General features: G+C 64.7%; 12 protein-coding genes and 1 pseudogene. 8 read left to right on the top strand and 5 right to left on the bottom strand.

Going from position 1 to position 15557, the window contains the following annotated elements; genetic code table 11:
• Position 1: 1 nt before the first annotated feature.
• Positions 2-2071, top strand: coding sequence for a 3-hydroxyacyl-CoA dehydrogenase NAD-binding domain-containing protein (locus EWE75_RS09800; protein WP_130156904.1), 2070 nt, complete (start codon positions 2-4; stop codon positions 2069-2071).
• Positions 2068-3090: an NADP-dependent oxidoreductase gene (locus tag EWE75_RS09795; RefSeq protein WP_130156902.1), complete on the top strand. Its 1023-nt coding sequence runs from the start codon at positions 2068-2070 to the stop codon at positions 3088-3090. Before EWE75_RS09800 ends, EWE75_RS09795 begins: the two co-directional genes overlap by 4 nt.
• Positions 3091-3274: 184 nt before the next feature.
• Here EWE75_RS09795 and EWE75_RS25520 read toward each other — a convergent pair.
• Positions 3275-3482: pseudogene (locus EWE75_RS25520) on the bottom strand (site-specific integrase); the annotation flags it as partial.
• Between the two features lie 677 nt (positions 3483-4159).
• Here EWE75_RS25520 and EWE75_RS09785 point away from each other — a divergent pair.
• The 3 genes from EWE75_RS09785 to EWE75_RS09775 all read left to right on the top strand — a co-directional run bounded on the left by EWE75_RS09785 (position 4160) and on the right by EWE75_RS09775 (position 9119).
• A complete protein-coding gene (locus tag EWE75_RS09785) occupies positions 4160-5842 on the top strand; it encodes a ShlB/FhaC/HecB family hemolysin secretion/activation protein (RefSeq protein WP_130156900.1) in 1683 nt (560 codons plus the stop codon).
• Between the two features lie 69 nt (positions 5843-5911).
• The gene (locus EWE75_RS09780) at positions 5912-8380 is read left to right on the top strand and encodes a two-partner secretion domain-containing protein (protein WP_130156898.1); all 2469 of its coding nucleotides are present in this window, start codon (positions 5912-5914) and stop codon (positions 8378-8380) included.
• Position 8381: 1 nt separating this feature from the next.
• Entirely contained in the window at positions 8382-9119 is a 738-nt protein-coding gene (locus EWE75_RS09775; protein WP_130156896.1) for a L,D-transpeptidase, read from the top strand.
• A gap of 12 nt (positions 9120-9131) precedes the next feature.
• Here the strand turns inward: EWE75_RS09775 and EWE75_RS09770 are convergent, their stop codons facing one another.
• Positions 9132-9875 carry a prolyl hydroxylase family protein gene (locus EWE75_RS09770; protein ID WP_130156895.1) on the bottom strand — a complete coding sequence of 248 codons (744 nt, stop codon included), beginning with the start codon at positions 9873-9875 and terminating at the stop codon, positions 9132-9134.
• A gap of 123 nt (positions 9876-9998) precedes the next feature.
• On the opposite strand from EWE75_RS09770, the gene EWE75_RS09765 reads away from it, so the two are divergent.
• Entirely contained in the window at positions 9999-10226 is a 228-nt protein-coding gene (locus EWE75_RS09765; protein WP_130156893.1) for a hypothetical protein, read from the top strand.
• Between the two features lie 100 nt (positions 10227-10326).
• Here EWE75_RS09765 and EWE75_RS24980 read toward each other — a convergent pair whose 3' ends face one another.
• Both EWE75_RS24980 and EWE75_RS24975 read right to left on the bottom strand, forming a co-directional pair.
• Complete coding sequence (locus EWE75_RS24980; RefSeq protein ID WP_165388333.1) at positions 10327-11490, bottom strand: hypothetical protein; 1164 nt, start codon at positions 11488-11490, stop codon at positions 10327-10329.
• A complete protein-coding gene (locus EWE75_RS24975; protein ID WP_165388332.1) occupies positions 11487-12605 on the bottom strand; it encodes a hypothetical protein in 1119 nt (372 codons plus the stop codon). The genes EWE75_RS24980 and EWE75_RS24975 overlap by 4 nt, the downstream gene beginning before the upstream one ends.
• A gap of 75 nt (positions 12606-12680) precedes the next feature.
• Here EWE75_RS24975 and EWE75_RS09755 point away from each other — a divergent pair, with 75 nt between their 5' ends.
• Positions 12681-14000 (top strand): lipopolysaccharide biosynthesis protein, encoded by a 1320-nt coding sequence (locus EWE75_RS09755; protein WP_165388331.1) that lies wholly within the window; start codon positions 12681-12683, stop codon positions 13998-14000.
• Here EWE75_RS09755 and EWE75_RS09750 read toward each other — a convergent pair.
• Positions 13975-14886: a glucosamine inositolphosphorylceramide transferase family protein gene (locus EWE75_RS09750; protein WP_130156889.1), complete on the bottom strand. Its 912-nt coding sequence runs from the start codon at positions 14884-14886 to the stop codon at positions 13975-13977. The genes EWE75_RS09755 and EWE75_RS09750 overlap by 26 nt on opposite strands.
• 190 nt (positions 14887-15076) lie before the next feature.
• Between EWE75_RS09750 and EWE75_RS09745 the strand changes: the two genes are divergently transcribed.
• Positions 15077-15553: a DUF2141 domain-containing protein gene (locus tag EWE75_RS09745; protein ID WP_231708291.1), complete on the top strand. Its 477-nt coding sequence runs from the start codon at positions 15077-15079 to the stop codon at positions 15551-15553.
• Positions 15554-15557: the final 4 nt, after the last annotated feature.

The following is a 15557-nucleotide window of genomic DNA, read 5'->3' as shown; positions in this document are numbered from 1 at the left end:
CATGACCGAACTCGCAGCGACCGCCGTGACCGGCGGAATCGCTATCATCACGCTCGACAATCCTCCGGTGAACGCGCTGTCGGCGCCGCTGCGGGCCAGTCTGCTGCGCGCGCTGAAGCAGGCATTGGGCGACACGGCAGTCACGGCGATCGTGCTGATCTGCGCCGGGCGGACCTTCATCGCAGGCGCGGATATCACCGAGTTCGGCAAAGCTCCGCAGTCACCGAGCTTCCCGGATCTGTTCGCCGCGATCGAGCAGGCGGCGAAGCCCGTAATCGCGGCCATCCACGGCACTGCACTGGGCGGCGGGTTCGAACTGGCGCTCGCCTGCCATTATCGGCTCGCGGCGGAGAGCGCCAAGGTCGGGCTGCCCGAAGTCCATCTCGGCCTGCTGCCAGGGGCGGGGGGAACGCAGCGGCTGCCCCGACTCGTCGGTGCCGAAGCCGCGCTCGATATCATCACCTCTGGCCGCCAGATCGGCGCTCGCGAGGCGCTTGCTCTTGGCCTCGTCGATGCGCTCGTCTCCGACTCAAACTTGCGCAAAGGAGCGATCGCCTATGCGCGCGATGTCGTCGCGCAGGGTTCGGCGCTGCCGAAGGCGCGAGACCGAAGCGACCGGATCGCTGCGGATCGCGAGAAACCCACATTGTTTTCCGACTTCGCCGCCGCGAACTCGCGCCGCTTCAAGGGCTTCGCCGCACCGCGGGCGATTATTTCGGCGGTGCAAGCGGCGGTCGAACTGCCATTCGAGGAAGGTCTCACGCGTGAGGCAGCGCTGTTCGAGCAGCTTGTGGCAAGCCACGAATCCGCGGCGCAGCGCCATGTTTTCTTCGCGGAACGCGCTGCGGGGCGCGTGCCCGATCTGCCTGCCGACATGCCGATCCACGAGATCCACTCGGTCGGCGTCATCGGCGCGGGGACGATGGGCGGCGGTATCACCATGAACTTCCTCAACGCCGGCATAGCGGTGACGCTGGTCGAGACGACGCAGGACGCGCTCGATCGTGGCGTCACGGTGATCCGCCGCAATTACGAGGCAACCGTGAGCAAGGGCCGAATGCGCGCCGAGCAGGTGGAACAGCGTATCGGCCTGATCTCGCCCACGCTCGACATGGCAGCCCTGTCGGACGTCGACCTCGTCATCGAAGCGGTGTACGAGAATATCGATGTGAAGCGCGAGATATTCGGCAAGCTCGACAACATCGTCAAGCCAGGCGCGATCATGGCGTCAAACACGTCGTTCCTCGACCTCAACCGGATCGCGGCGGCGACGCGCCGACCCGAGAGCGTCGTCGGGCTGCACTTCTTCTCACCCGCCAATGTCATGCGACTTCTCGAAGTCGTGCGGGGCGCCAAGACCTCGAAACCGGTAATCGCGACCGCGATGCATCTCGCCAAGCGGATAGGCAAGGTCGCCGTATTGAGTGGTGTTTGCGATGGCTTCATCGCCAATCGCCTGCTCGCGCCGCGCGGTGCGCAGGCCGAAGCGATGATGCTAGAGGGTACACCGATTGCGGAGATCGACCGCGTGCTCGTCGAGTATGGCTTTGCGATGGGCCATTTCCAAATGATGGATCTGGTCGGCCTGGACGTGATCGGTCGCGATGCGACCGAACGCACCGTGATGGGCGATCTCGTCGCGGCGGGGCGGCTCGGTCAGAAGCGCGGCGCCGGCTACTACGATTACGACGACAAGCGGCGCCCCAGTGCCTCCGCCACGACCGCCGACATGATCGACGCGGTTGCAAACGCGCGGAACATCGCGTCCGATCCCACCGTCGGCAGCGAGGCGGTGCTGGCGCGGCTGCTTTACTCGGTCGTGAACGAGGGCGCGAAGATTCTCGACGAGGGCATCGCGCTTCGCGCTTCCGACATCGATATCGCGGCGGTCCTCGGCTACAATTGGCCGGTGTATCGCGGCGGTCCGCTGTTCTGGGCCAATCAGATCGGGCTGAATAGGATCGTCGCGGAGATGCGCGAACTGGAAGGCCGCTATGGCGAAGCGTTTCGTCCTTCCGATCTTCTCGTCAGGCTCGCGGAAAAGGGGCTTGTTTTCGGCGATGCGGCGTGAGGCGTAACCGCGCGTGGGTTCTGGCTCGGCGACCCGATGGGCCAGTCGCCGCCTCCGACTTCACGTATCGCGAAGAAGACTATGTCGCGCCGGATCTCGCGGAAGGGGAACTCCTCGTTGGCACGCGGATCTTCTCCTGTGCGCCGACGATCCGGAATTGGCTCAACCCGCCCGGCCGAAGTTATCGAGGCACGATCGGCATCGGCGAACCGATCCGGGGAATGGCGGCGTCCGAGATCCTCGCCACGCGGCATCCCCGCTTCAAAGTCGGCGATCTGGTCACCGCAGTGGCGCCGTGGCAGGACTATGCCGTGCTGCGGCCCGATACGGCGGCGGTCCCCGTCACCGCAGTGGCGCATGACATCGACCCAGTCGATGCGATGACGCTTTATTCTCCCAACAGCCTGACTGCCTACTTCGGTCTGTTTGCGGTTGCAGAGCCTGAGCCGGGCATGACCGTCCTCGTTTCGGGCGCAGCCGGCTCGGTGGGCGCGATGGTCTGCCAGATGGCGCGGCTGGCGGGGTGCCGCGTGGTCGCCGTCGCGGGCGGGCAGGAAAAATGCCGCTGGCTCGAAGACCATTGCGGCGTGGCCACCGCGATCGATTATCGCTCGGGTGATTTGGCGGCCAGCCTGAAAGCTGCAAGTCCCGACGGATACAATATCTTCTTCGACAACGTCGGAGGCCAGATTCTGCAAGACGCGATCGATCAGATGGTGCCGCGTGGCAGAATCGTGCTGTGCGGCCAGATTTCCGCCTATGACACCGGCCGACCAGCCGCCGGCCCTGACGATATGATGAAGCTCGTTTATGGCGGGCTTCGGATGGAAGGCTTCGTGGTTGGAGACTACGCAGAACGGTATGCCGAAGCTACGGCGGCGATCCGCGCCTGGGCGGCCAACGGCCAGGTGCGGTGCCGGGTCGATCTGCGGAGCGGGTTCGGGCTGCTGCCCTATGCGTTTGCCGACCTTTTTTCCGGGCGTAATGCGGGAACGCTGCTGGTGACTACGGGAGCGTAGAGCGCATAAAGTGAGTGCTCACAAGGCGGCTTCCCTTGCTTTCGATTCGCGTCATGGGTTTTCGTGCAAGACGGAAGCGACGGCTTTCGTCGGGAGCTGTCATGCAAGTGGCCCGTTGAGAGCGGCGGCTCTGTCCCAGAGCACGGTGAAGAAGGCCCCTCGCCGAAGGCGAGGAGCCATCGGGTCAGATTTCGGTGTTCTCGATCTTGCTGTGACCGAGAAGGATTTGGGCGGCACGAACGGCGTCGGTCGCCCTGTATGTGACCGAAGCCTTCTGATGCGAAGCGAGTGCGTGCCTCGCTTCGCATCAGACCGACGCCAGTCATCCATTCATCGACAAGCCGTGCATACTGGCGGGCACTGAGATGCCCATTATGATTATTCCGGCTGGGCGCCTACTGCGCCGCCCCGCGGTTCCAAGGCCGATCCTGCCGAGTTCAGTGACGCATCCGCCAACATCATGCCCAATTACATTCAGCGTCCAGCGCCATGTACGCGGAGTCGGCGCACTTCGTGGCGTGCGATCAGGATGCGATCGACAGCAAGGCCTTCCTCGTTCACGGCAAGCTGACAATGCCGCTCCTGTCGATCGGAGACGAAAAGTCGTTGGGTCGACAATGGCTGTCATCATGTGGATCAGGCCTCCGACGTTATCGAAGATATCGCATCCGGTGTGGGCCATTGGCTGATGTAGGAGTAGCCCGAGGCCACCATACAGACGGCTCGCGCTTTTCTGGATACAGGCAAATGAAGCGGCGAATTCCGCTCGACGCGGGGTCTCATCACGCGGTTTCTTCTCACCGCTACTTCGCCAGTCGATCCCGGGGCGAAGGTCCGAATTAAACACAAATAATAATCTTCAATTAACTGTTACGATCCAAGTTGTTTTATATATAAGCGTACCTATATTAGGGAGAGAAAGCCATTCTCGGGATGGCTCAGCCGAGCGCTTTAATAAAAGAGAGCGCGCGTCTTAACACCTCCCCGCTCGACGATCTTTGAAAGCGGCTCCCGCTCCTGCGGACGGGAGATCCGTGTCTCCCCGTCCGCGGTGACCTTCGAGGTGTTCATGTTTAAGTCTACCCTTTGGACGGCCGCGCTTGCGGCCTTGAGCCCGGCTGCGGTGATGCTTTCCACCGAGTCAGTACAAGCGCAGGTTCCCGTCGGCGCAGGCGGGCAACTCCAGCAGATTCCACCGGCACCTTTGGCCGACAGGTCGTCATCCGATCTGGGCCTCGCGCAATCTTCGCCGGTCGTGGTCGCTGCTGCGGGCGGCCCAAAGACGGTCGTCCGATCGCTCCGCGTGAGCGGCGCGACGCTGTTCCCCGAAGCCGAACTGATCGCGGCGACCGCCTTCACGCCGAACACCGAACTGGACCTCTCGGAACTTCAGACACTCGCCGCACGGATCACCGACTATTACCGTAGCCGCGGCTATTTCGTGGCGCGGGCCTATCTGCCGGTGCAGGACGTGCAGAGCGGTGCGGTGACCATCACTGTCGTCGAAGGCCGCCTCGGCGCGGTTGGGGTGCACAACGACTCCCGGCTCGCGAACGGCGTCGCCAACCGCATCCTTAGCGGTCTCGATGTCGGCGATCCGGTGGCTGTGGCGCCGCTCGAACGCCGGCTGCTGTTGCTGTCGGACCTACCCGGCGTGCGCGTGAAATCGACGCTCAGCCCCGGCACCGCAGTCGGAACCTCGGACTTGCTGGTCGATATCACGCGCGGCCAGAGCATTACCGGCAGCGTCGAGGTCGATAATGCTGGCAACCGCTATACCGGCGCCTACCGCGTTGGCGGGTCGGTAAACTGGAACAATCCCACCGGCTCGGGCGACGTGCTCAGTCTACGCGCGCTGACCTCGTTCTCGGGACTTTCCTATGGCCGCGCCTCCTATCAGGCCCCGCTCGGCCGGGCCACGGTAGGGGTCGCGTTCGCGCATCTTGGCTATACGCTGGGTAAGGAATTCGACAGCCTCAACGGTAGCGGCAATGCGAACATCGCGAGCGTCTATGCCAGCTATCCGCTGATCCGGTCGCGCAACAACAACCTGTACGCGCTGGTCGGTGGCGACGCGAAATGGTTTGAGGACAGGATCGGCGTGGTCGATGTCGTCACGCACCGACGCACGCAGGTCGTTACGGTCGGCTTGAGCGGTGACGAACATGACACGCTGCTGGGCGGCGGCTGGAGCGCCTATTCGCTGAGCTACGTCGTCGGCAATCTCGACATCCGCAGCGCCTATGAACGTACCGTCGATCGCGCCACGGCGCGTACCAATGGCGGCTACGGGAAGGCGCAGTTCAGCTTGGCCAGGTTGCAGAAGATCGCCGGGCCGGTCTCGCTGTTCGTCTCCGCACGCGGCCAGATCGCCTTCGACAATCTCGACATCTCCGAGAAAATGGAACTCGGCGGCGCCTATGCGGTGCGCGCCTATCCAGAAGGCGAAGCCTATGGCGATCAGGGCTATGTCGCCACCGCCGAGGCGCGTCTGACGTTGCCGCAGGTGATGCCGGGCACGATTCAGCTATTCGGTTTCACCGATGTGGGCGAAGTCGATTACGTCAAGCACCGCTATTTCGACGGCTCAAACCACGCCGCACGCAGCGCCTATGGCGCCGGCGTGACCTGGAACGCGCCGGCCGGCTTCGTCCTAAAGGCGACCTATGCGCGCAAACTTGGCGACGCCAGGGCGACTTCGGCTCCAGACAAATCCGGCCGCTTCTGGTTTCAGGTCGCCAAGACCTTCTGATCACGCTTCGCGCGCCCCCGCCCGCATTCCGAATGCTGCGACTGCTGCCCGCCATCAAGGATACCGCTCATGACCCCCATCCCATCGTCGATCAGGAACATCCGCCCCGCCGCGCCGGCGATCTCGCGATTGCGCCGCGGAGGGCTGTTCGGCACGACCGGTCTCGCGCAGTTCGCGTGGTTGATCGGAATGAGCCTGGCGGGCACGGTGGCATCGCGACCGGTCGACGCGCAGACGCTGCCGAGGGGCGGCGAAGTCGTCGCGGGCCAAGCGAGCATCGCGACCGGCAGCACATCGCTCACCGTGACGCAGACAAGCGATCGGGCCGCGATCAACTGGCAATCCTTCTCGATCGGGAACGGCAAGAGCGTCGTCTTCGACCAGCCGACCAGCAGCTCGGTGGCGCTCAACCGCGTGCTCGGTTCCGATCCGTCCGTGATCCTCGGCAACCTCTCCGCCAATGGCAAGGTGTTCCTGGTCAATGCCAATGGCATCCTGTTCGGCAAGACGGCGAACGTGAATGTCGGCGGGCTGATCGCATCGACGCTCGACATCGCCAACGCGGACTTCCTTGTTGGTAAGACCCGTTTCGCCGGCGACAGCGGTGCCTCGGTCCAGAATGAGGGCACGATCAATGCGAAGGGCGGCGGCTATGTCGCACTGCTCGGCGCGAGCGTCGGCAACAGCGGGGTGATCAAGGCCAATTTCGGCACCGTCGTGCTGGCGGGCGGCGAGGCGATCACGCTCGACGTGGCGGGCGATGGCTTGCTCAACGTCGCGATCGACAAGGGCGCGGTGGGCGCGCTCGTCCGCAACGGCGGCCTGATGCGCGCCGACGGCGGCAAGGTCGTGATGACCGCGCAAGCGGCAGGCGACCTGCTCCATACTGCGGTCAACACCACCGGCATCATCGAGGCGCGGACACTGCAGAACCGCGGCGGCACGATCCTGCTGCTCGGCGACATGAAGACCGGTACGGTGACGGTCGGCGGCACGCTCGACGCGAGCGCGCCCGTTGGCGGCGATGGAGGTTTCATCGAGACCTCCGCCGCAACCGTGAACATCGCGAACAGCGCCAGGATCTCGACCTTCGCACCGTCTGGCGCGACCGGCATGTGGCTGATCGATCCGCAGGATTTCGTCGTCGGCGCTGGCGGCAATATCGCGGGCTCGACGCTGTCGGCGCAGTTGGTGACGACGAGCATCACGATCAGCACGATCCCGGCAGCCGGCGACGCTACGGCCGGCAACGGCGACATCTTCATCAACGATGCTGTCGCGTGGACTGCGTCGGGCGTGCCGACGACCCTGACGATGAACGCGTTTCGCGACGTCAACATCAACGCGCCGATCACCGCGACGAACGGCAATATCGTTGCATGTTGTGGCCGCGATGTGAACGTCAACGCGCCTCTGACGACGACCAACGGCAGCATCCTGCTCAATGCCGGGCAGAATGTGAGAGTGTATCACGCGATCACTACGACGGACGGCAACATCGCGCTGTGCGCCGGCCATGATGTGCTTATCGATGCTGCTGTAACGCTCACGCGCGGGACGACGATCCCGGCGCAGAGCCTTGGCCTGCCGGTCGGGCTGACGCTCATCGCGGGTGCGGATGGCACCGGCCCCGGGGTCAACGGAGGGACGATCGTCTTCTCCGCCTTGTCGCCCCCGACCACCGTCACCGCAGCGCCGGTCACGATCAACTACAACCCGATTTCCTACACGACGCCGACCGACTTTTCGACCAAGTTCGTTCTGACCGAGGGCGCCGCCGTCACCCAGCGGATGCTGCTGTTCCCGACCGCGCAGAAGGTTTCGGACGGTACCAACGCGGTTATCCTCGCCGGCTTTAACACCACTGCTGCATCGGGCTTACCGACGGGAGTATCGCTGGTCGCCGGCCCCGACGCGACCGCAACTTTCGACAGCACCGGCCAAGGGACCGGAATCGGCGTTAGCTATAGCGGTTATACGCTGACTGGCGCGAACGCCGACCAATACGCGTTGGCCGGATCATGCTGCACCGCCGGTTTCCGCACGACCGGGACGATCACGGCACCCGCGCCGGCACCTGCTCCCGCGCCGGCACCTGCTCCCGCGCCGGCGCCTGCTCCCGCGCCGGCACCTGCTCCCGCACCGGCGCCTGCTCCCGCACCGGCGCCCGCTCCCGCACCGGCGCCTGCTCCCGCGCCGGCGCCCGCTCCCGCACCGGCGCCTGCTCCCGCGCCGGCGCCTGCTCCCGCGCCGGCACCTGCTCCCGCGCCGGCGCCTGCTCCCGCACCGGCTCCCGCACCGGCACCGACCCCGATAATCCTCGCTGCACTACCCAGCGCGGCACGACCGTTTATCGAGGGTCCACTCCTCCCGATTGCGGCTCCAGGCATGCCGGAGGTCGAAATCGTCGAAGGCGGCCTGAGAACGCCCGTACCCGAGCATGTGGAGACAGTCGTGGTCGAGAAGCCAGAAACGGTGCGACCGGTCGCGGTCAAGCCAGTGGTCCCGGTCTATCCGCGTAAGCAGGCGCGGAACTGATATGGATCGCCTCGGCGGGCACGGCTGCGATCGTGCGTCGCCGAGACGGCTCGGTTCACGGTTCCTAGGCCTTGGCGGGCTGGCCTTCGGGATAGCCGCCGGGATCGCAGCGGTGCCCTTGCGCGCCACACCTTCGGCCAAGATCGCACCGCCGGTATCGGCTGCCGATACGGGGCGGTTCGGCGGGGAAGCACTCTCCAGCGATGCCCGCGATATGGTGATTTGGGTGGCGACCTCGCGAGACAACCATGCGCTGCCGTTCGTCGTCATCGACAAGATCAACGCCAGGGTCTTCGCGTTCGACAGTGCGGCTCACTTGCGTGGTGCGACTCCGGCCCTGCTCGGCGCGGCGCGGGGCGACGACAGCGTCCCCGGTATCGGCCATCGCAAGCTATCGACGATCACTCCGGCTGAAAGGACCACGCCCGCTGGCCGCTTCGAAGCAGCGCTCGGGCACGATTTCGATCAGGACATCCTGTGGATCGACTATGACGCCGCTTTGTCGATGCACCGCGTAATCGTGGGGCGCAGCGAGGACCACCGTGCCGCGCGCCTCGCCTCGGTTTCGGCCAGTGACAATCGGATCTCCTACGGTTGCATCAACGTACCCGCGCAATTCTACGACGACATCGTCAAGCCGCTGTTTGCGGGCACCGTCGGCATCGTCTACATTCTGCCAGAAACCAAGCCTTTGCGGACCGTCTTCCCCGTTCCGAACGCTACGCCTGCATCGAGGTAGCGCGGATGCGCCTCACGGACACCAAGGCCGCTCGCGATACCATTTGGTGAGCACGTATTTGACGCCCTGTTCAACCGGCATGCCCTGGTGCAACGATCCCATGTTCGGCGCGCCATATGCGTCCATGTTGTTCCAGATCACCAGATTGCCCGCCTTCGGTGCGATCATCACGCTGGCCGCCGGAAAATTGGTTCGCCCGCCCGCCTCGGGTTCGTTCAGGAAGGTCATCGCCGACCAGGTTCGCTGCCCGCCGATCGACACCTGATCCTTCCAGTAGAGTTGGGTGGTATCGAAGAAATCGTGATGCGGCTTGAACTCCTGCCCGACCGCGTAGCGCTGCCCCTGCAATGCCTCGCCGTGGCTCGGATCGAGTGCCGTCAAACGGTCCAGCTTGCTCTCGACCACAGTGACCGCGTCGGGGCCGGCATAAAGATAGCAGGTCTCGCTCGTTCTGTACGATGGCACCGGATCGTCCGAGACCACCGGCGAGGGCACCCGACTGGCATCGATGAGCGTGATCAGAGACCTGCACTCCTCCACCGTCAGAAAGTCGCGAACGATATAGAGTTCGAGACCGTTCGTCGGCACTCTGACGGCATTGGGGTAACAGACCAGATGCTCGCGAACGAGCGCGGCAGATTCCGACCGGCCCAGCGCCTCGGCATTACCATCGCCGAGAGCGACGGGCGCTGCTGCCGGCGGGGTTTGCTCCGAAACGCCTTGCGACGGGATGCGACTGTTCGACCATTCGGACATTGCTGGCCCCACTGATTGCGTTTCGCCCGCTGATAGCAGTGTTTTACGACTTATGCCGCTTCCATCCACCGCTCACTGGCCAGGTGGGGCCGCTATGTCACGCTCAAGCTTATCGACCTCCGCATGCTTCGCAGCGATCGCGGCACCGCCCTCCAGCCTGATCCGGTTCAACTCGCGCGTGAACGCCTCACAGAATGCCGCAAAGAGCGCCGGGCCTATGAGATGGCTGTGAAGCGCGGTCAGCACACGCCGCTCCAATTCATCACGGCGGACGGTCGCCCGATTATCGCAGGTGCCCTTGTTGCGCGCGCGGTCGAGCAGCCGAGCATATCGGCTGAGATCATCGCGTAGCCGCCACCAAAAGGCCCCCGGATCGCTCGTGTGCGCCGCCCCAACGAAGCGCGATAGAGCTCGGAAGTGCTGAAAAGGACGCGTAACCGCGACGATGCTTCTATCGATTCTCTGCCCCGCCATCACCAGCCCGCAGATATTCGACTATCGCGTCGGCGGCGCGGTCTGCGGCTGGGCGTCCCGATCGTGAGAAGGTCGCCGCATCCGCACTTCGCTGGACGTCCTGATGGGCGTGCGGGCTCGCCAGCGCGCGGGCGAGCGCGGCGGGCATCTCGTCGACGGTTTCGATCACCTCACCGAGCGCCCAATGGCCATAATCCGCCGAGCTGCGCCAGTCCGGTCTGTGCGTGTTGAAGAAGATGGCGGGGCGGGGCCGCTGGATCCACTCGTAGATCTGGCTGGATACGTCCCCTAGGTAGATGTCCGCCGCCTGCACGTAGCTCATGTCGATTGAACGCTGGCTGCCCGTGTCGATCAATATTCCCGGATGATCGAGAAAGCGGGCGGGGATATCACGCCGGAACCGTGACCTGCGGTGGATGAGCGAGGTGTGCAGCCGCCGTTTGAACAGCATGACATGCGGTGCGAAAATGAGGTTTAGCGTATCTTGCGCAGCGAACCAGTCCAAGACCCGCTCGCCGTGCGAATACCAGGACGACAACAGCGGGTTGAAGTGCGGATTGTACAACACCGTCGGTTTGTCGTTGTCGAAGAAGCGGGGCCGGGCGGCGAGATCGACGGCGTCGAACTTCGGATAGCCGACGATCGCATGGCCCTGCTCGGTGATCAGCCCGAGCGACAGCATGCGGTCGCGAACCTTCTCGCCGGACAGCAGCACCAGATCGAAATGCTTCGTGACTGCCTGAAAGCCGGCCGCACCGTCGCCCGCGCCGTGCGGCAGATAGATCAGCTTGAGCGCTTTCAGCCCGAACCGGGTCTTGAGCAGCGTCGACGTGGTCTCGGGCACCACCAGCGCGTCAAGCCGCGCGAACGCCGGCAGGTTCTCGCGCAGGATGGCGATGCGGCGGAACGGCGCGATATGGTGGAGCACCCGATCGGCCAGCCGGCTCGCCCATCCGACATCGAGCATCGTGTAGCGGACGGTGCCGCCCGCCGGCAGGATGGCGCTCGCCGCACCATACTGCTCCAGACTCGACGTCAGGATGTCGACATCGATACCGTGCTTGGCCAGCGCCGACGCGATCGCGATCGTATGGGGAATCTGATGCGTGGCATCGTGGTTGAAGAGGAAGCCGATCCTCATCGACGAAGGAACGCGATGATTGCCTCGGCGGCGCGGGCGGCGGCGCCGGGGCTGCGGTCGCCGAGCGAGGCGGCGGCGCGCGCCTCCTGGCGTTCACGGTAGAGATGGTGGCGGGCGGGTGCCGCCGCGATCGCCGGCATGAGATCCTGCGGATGCGAGATCACGTCGCCGAGATGCCAGTGCGCGAAGTCGGGATTGTCGACCCAATCGATATTGTGCGGGTTGAGGAAGACGCACGGACGGGGCTCGGCCAGGAATTCGTAGACCTGGCTGCTGATGTCGCCGACATAGATATCAGCCGCGCGCGTGTAGCTCATATCCACCGACCGGTCCGAGCCGACGTCGATGAGCACATTGCCGGTCGAACGCGATTGCCAATCGGCCTTGGTCTTTGCGCTACGCCTGCGAAACAGCTTCACATGCGGCGCCACGATCAGATTATAGGCGTCTTGCGCGGCAAAGTCCGCGAGCATCGGCTCGATGAAACTGCTCCAGGATTCGAGTCCGCGCGTCTTGTGCGCGTTGTACAGGACGGTTGGACGGTCGGTCGCGAACAGCGGCTCGGATGCATGCGAGAGCCGGTTCGCGGTTTCGAACTTCACCAGCCCGATCTCCCGATACGTATCGGCCCGGATATGCTCCAGTTGTAGCATGCGCTGCGTGGATTTCGGCCCGGGCACCAGAACGAAATCGAACATCCTGAGCCGCGACGAGAACCCGACGGTGCCGTCGCCCGCACCATGCGGCAAATAGATCTTCTTGGGCCGTGCGGTTGCAGGCCGGCCTTCGAAAAGCCGAAAGGCGGTATCCTCGACCGTGAAGATCGCGTCATATGCGAGCAGGTCCGGCTCGTTCGATCGGTAGATCGAGCCCTTCGCAAAACCGAATATCCTGATCCGCTCGACCACGCGCGCGAACAGATTGCGCTTCATCCGAATATAGTCGAAAGGCGCCTCGCCATAGGCACGGCGGATCCGCTCCAGATGGTAGACCGACTCTGGATCGTTGTAATAGATCGCGACGCGGACACCGGGCACGCGGCGCAGTTCGAAAGCGACCGCGAGCCCGTGGTAGCACTGATAGGGTTCAGCAATAAAAAGAAACGCGATGTTCATTTTCGATTGCCGTAGGAGCGCTCGCGTCATGCCGTCAACGCATATGACGCTGTAATGCGCCGATCGACATTACGGATGCGGGATAGGCTGAAGGGCGAAACGCCACTGCTCCGCACGTTCCGAAACACGGGCTGGCTCCTGATCTCGAAGATCCTCGGCGCGGTGCTCAGCCTGATCTACCTCGCGATGGCGGCGCGCGGGTTGCATGCGGCGGGGTTCGGCGAGTTCGCTCTGATCCTCGGGCTGGCGCAGGGCATGGCCGCATTGGTCGGTTTCCAGAGCTGGCGGATCGTGCTGCGTTGGGGCACTGAACCGCTGCTGGCGGGCAGGACCGCGCAGGTCTCCGCGCTGCTGTGGTTTTGCGGCATCCTCGATCTGATCGCCGCGATCGCGGGATGCGCGATCACCGTCGTGCTGGTTCGCTTCCTTGCGCCGCATTTCGGCTGGTCGCGCGGCACCGCCGATCACGCGATCCTGTTCGCGTTCGTGCTGCTGCTCACCGTGCGCTCGACCGCCGTCGGCGCCCTGCGGCTCCACGACCGGTTTCGCGACGGCGCGCTGGCGGATACCGCAACTCCGGTGTTCCGCATGATCGGCGCGTTCGTCGCGGTGTTTGCCGGCGCGAGCGTCGACGGGTTCCTGTGCGCGTGGGCGGTGGCGGAGATCGCGACCGCCGCCGCCTATTGGGGGCTTGTCTGGTACAGGGTCAGGCCGGTCACGGCGGGATTGCGACCGACGGATATCGCCGGGGTTCCGCGCGCCTATGACGGGTTCTGGCGGTTCGCGCTGTTCACGAATCTCAACTCCAGCCTTTCGTCGGCGAGCCAGCAGGTCGCCCTGCTCGCGGTGGGCTATTCCGCCGGCGCGGTATCGGCGGGCTATTTTCGTCTGGCGCACCAGCTCGGCCAGGCGCTGCTCATCCTCGCCGAGATGTTGAGCCGGTCGCTATATGCCGAGATGGCGCGGGTCAGCGCGAGCCGGAGCCAGGGCGCGATGACCACGCTGCTCGATCGAACCAATAAAGCGGCGCTGCTTGGCGGAATCGCCGTCTTCGCCGTCGTCGCGATCCTTGGTCAGCCAGCGCTCTACCTGATCGGCGGCGCGGCGTATCTGCCGGCCTATCCCGCGCTCGTCATCCTCGGCGCCGCCGCCGCAGTTCAGTTGGTCGGGGTGAGTTTCGAACCCGCGCTGATGGCGCTGGGGCGCACCGGAACGCTGCTTGTGGTACGGGCGGCCGCGCTGCTCTGTCTTGGCGGACTGCTCGCGCTGCTGTTGCCGCGCATCGGCATCATCGGGGCCGCACTTGCCATGCTGGTGGACGCGATCGTCGCTGTCGCGCTGTTGCGGGTCTTCACGCGGCGGACCACCGCTATGGCAGAACCCCCGTCTCCCTGAGCGTCCGACGCGCGATACCACGAATGCGGATCGCATTGCCGTACAGCGAGTTCGTGGTGCGCTTGACGTCGATCAGCGTCACCGGCCCGGCCGGCGCGAGCGTATGGAACCCCTCGGTGAAGGGTGCCATCCAGGCCGGCGCAGCGGGGCCGGCGGAGTCGCTCGCCTCGAACCGCGTCTCACTCAGTTCGGTGATGGTCAGCAGCCGGATCGCGCCGCCATAGGTTTGCCGGCAATCCTGCACGGGCAGCACGATACCCCCGTCGCGCACGATCGGCACGCCGCCGGGCCGGGCGCTCGCCAGATCGACGCGAACCGGGTTGAGCGGATGAAGCTGCCACGGCCCGGTGAGCCTCTCCGACCATGCGACATGGAGATGGCTGCGCCGCGCCGCCTTGTCAGCGGAGGGCGCATAGAACAGCCACCATTTCCCCGCGTGAAAGAGCGGTGTCGCGTCGATCGCCGCGCCGTCGAGCGGGATGTCGCAGACGGCCTCCCACACAAAAGGAAACTGCCGCGCGCGATAGAGCGTGAGCGTGCCGGACTTATAAGCCTCTGGTAGCATCCAGGTCTCGCCATCGGCTTCGAACACGAACGGATAGGACAGATGCCAGGGCGTCTTGAGGACGGTGCGGCAATCGAGCAGCTTCAATCCGTCATCATAGGTCAGTACATCGATGTGGCCGATCCGCGTCCGATAATCGAAGGCTTCGGCGAAGACATGGAGCTTGCCGTCGCGCCACAGTCCGAAGGGGTCCGCCCGGAACGCCAGCGGCGGCATATCGGGGGTCCATACGACGCCCGCCGGATCGATGCCGTCGCGAAGGATCGCATCCACGCTCTGCCGCACGATCGCGCAGCGCCATATGTCCATCGGGCGCAGCATTTCGGTCCCCCTTGATGGCCAACCCCCTAAGCTACGGATGGGGGTTTATCCAAGCGTTCTGACGCAGCCCGCTGCGATCATGCGATTCCGCAACAGCGCCCCTGCGTTGAAACGCATTGCTCGCAACCATATCTCATCCCGGATGGAGATATCATCATCGCGGGCCTCGCTCGCCTTTATCGCGGCCGGAATGGCAGGTTTCGCCGGCCCGGCGGTCGCGCAGGTGGTGGGCGCGGATGCGGTGGCGTGCAGCGACCCGGGCGCAGCCGCCGTCCGCGTTCATATCACTGGTTTCAAGACCGGCGACGGCAGCGTGCGGGTTCAGGCCTATGGGTCCAATCCGGCGGATTTCCTCGCCACCGGCAAGTGGGTGCGCCGGGTCGAGGTCCCGCTTCAGGGGCGCCGTTCGCTCGACGTGTGCCTGCGTCTGCCGCGCTTCGGTGACTATGCGGTGGCCGTGCGCCACGATGCCAATGCCAATGGAAAGTCCGACTGGAACGATGGCGGCGGCTTTTCGCGCAACCCCAGGCTTTCGCTGTTTCACCTCAAGCCAGCCTATGCCGACGTGGTGGTGACGGTGCGCCGTGACACGCCGGCCATCCCGATCGCGATGAACTACCGTCAGGGGTTTTCGATTGCGCCGATGCGGGACGCCGCCGGACGCTGATCGC

The organism is Sphingomonas populi, assembly GCF_004208535.1.
Lineage (GTDB): Bacteria > Pseudomonadota > Alphaproteobacteria > Sphingomonadales > Sphingomonadaceae > Sphingomonas > Sphingomonas populi.
This window is presented reverse-complemented; position numbering and strand designations above follow the sequence as displayed.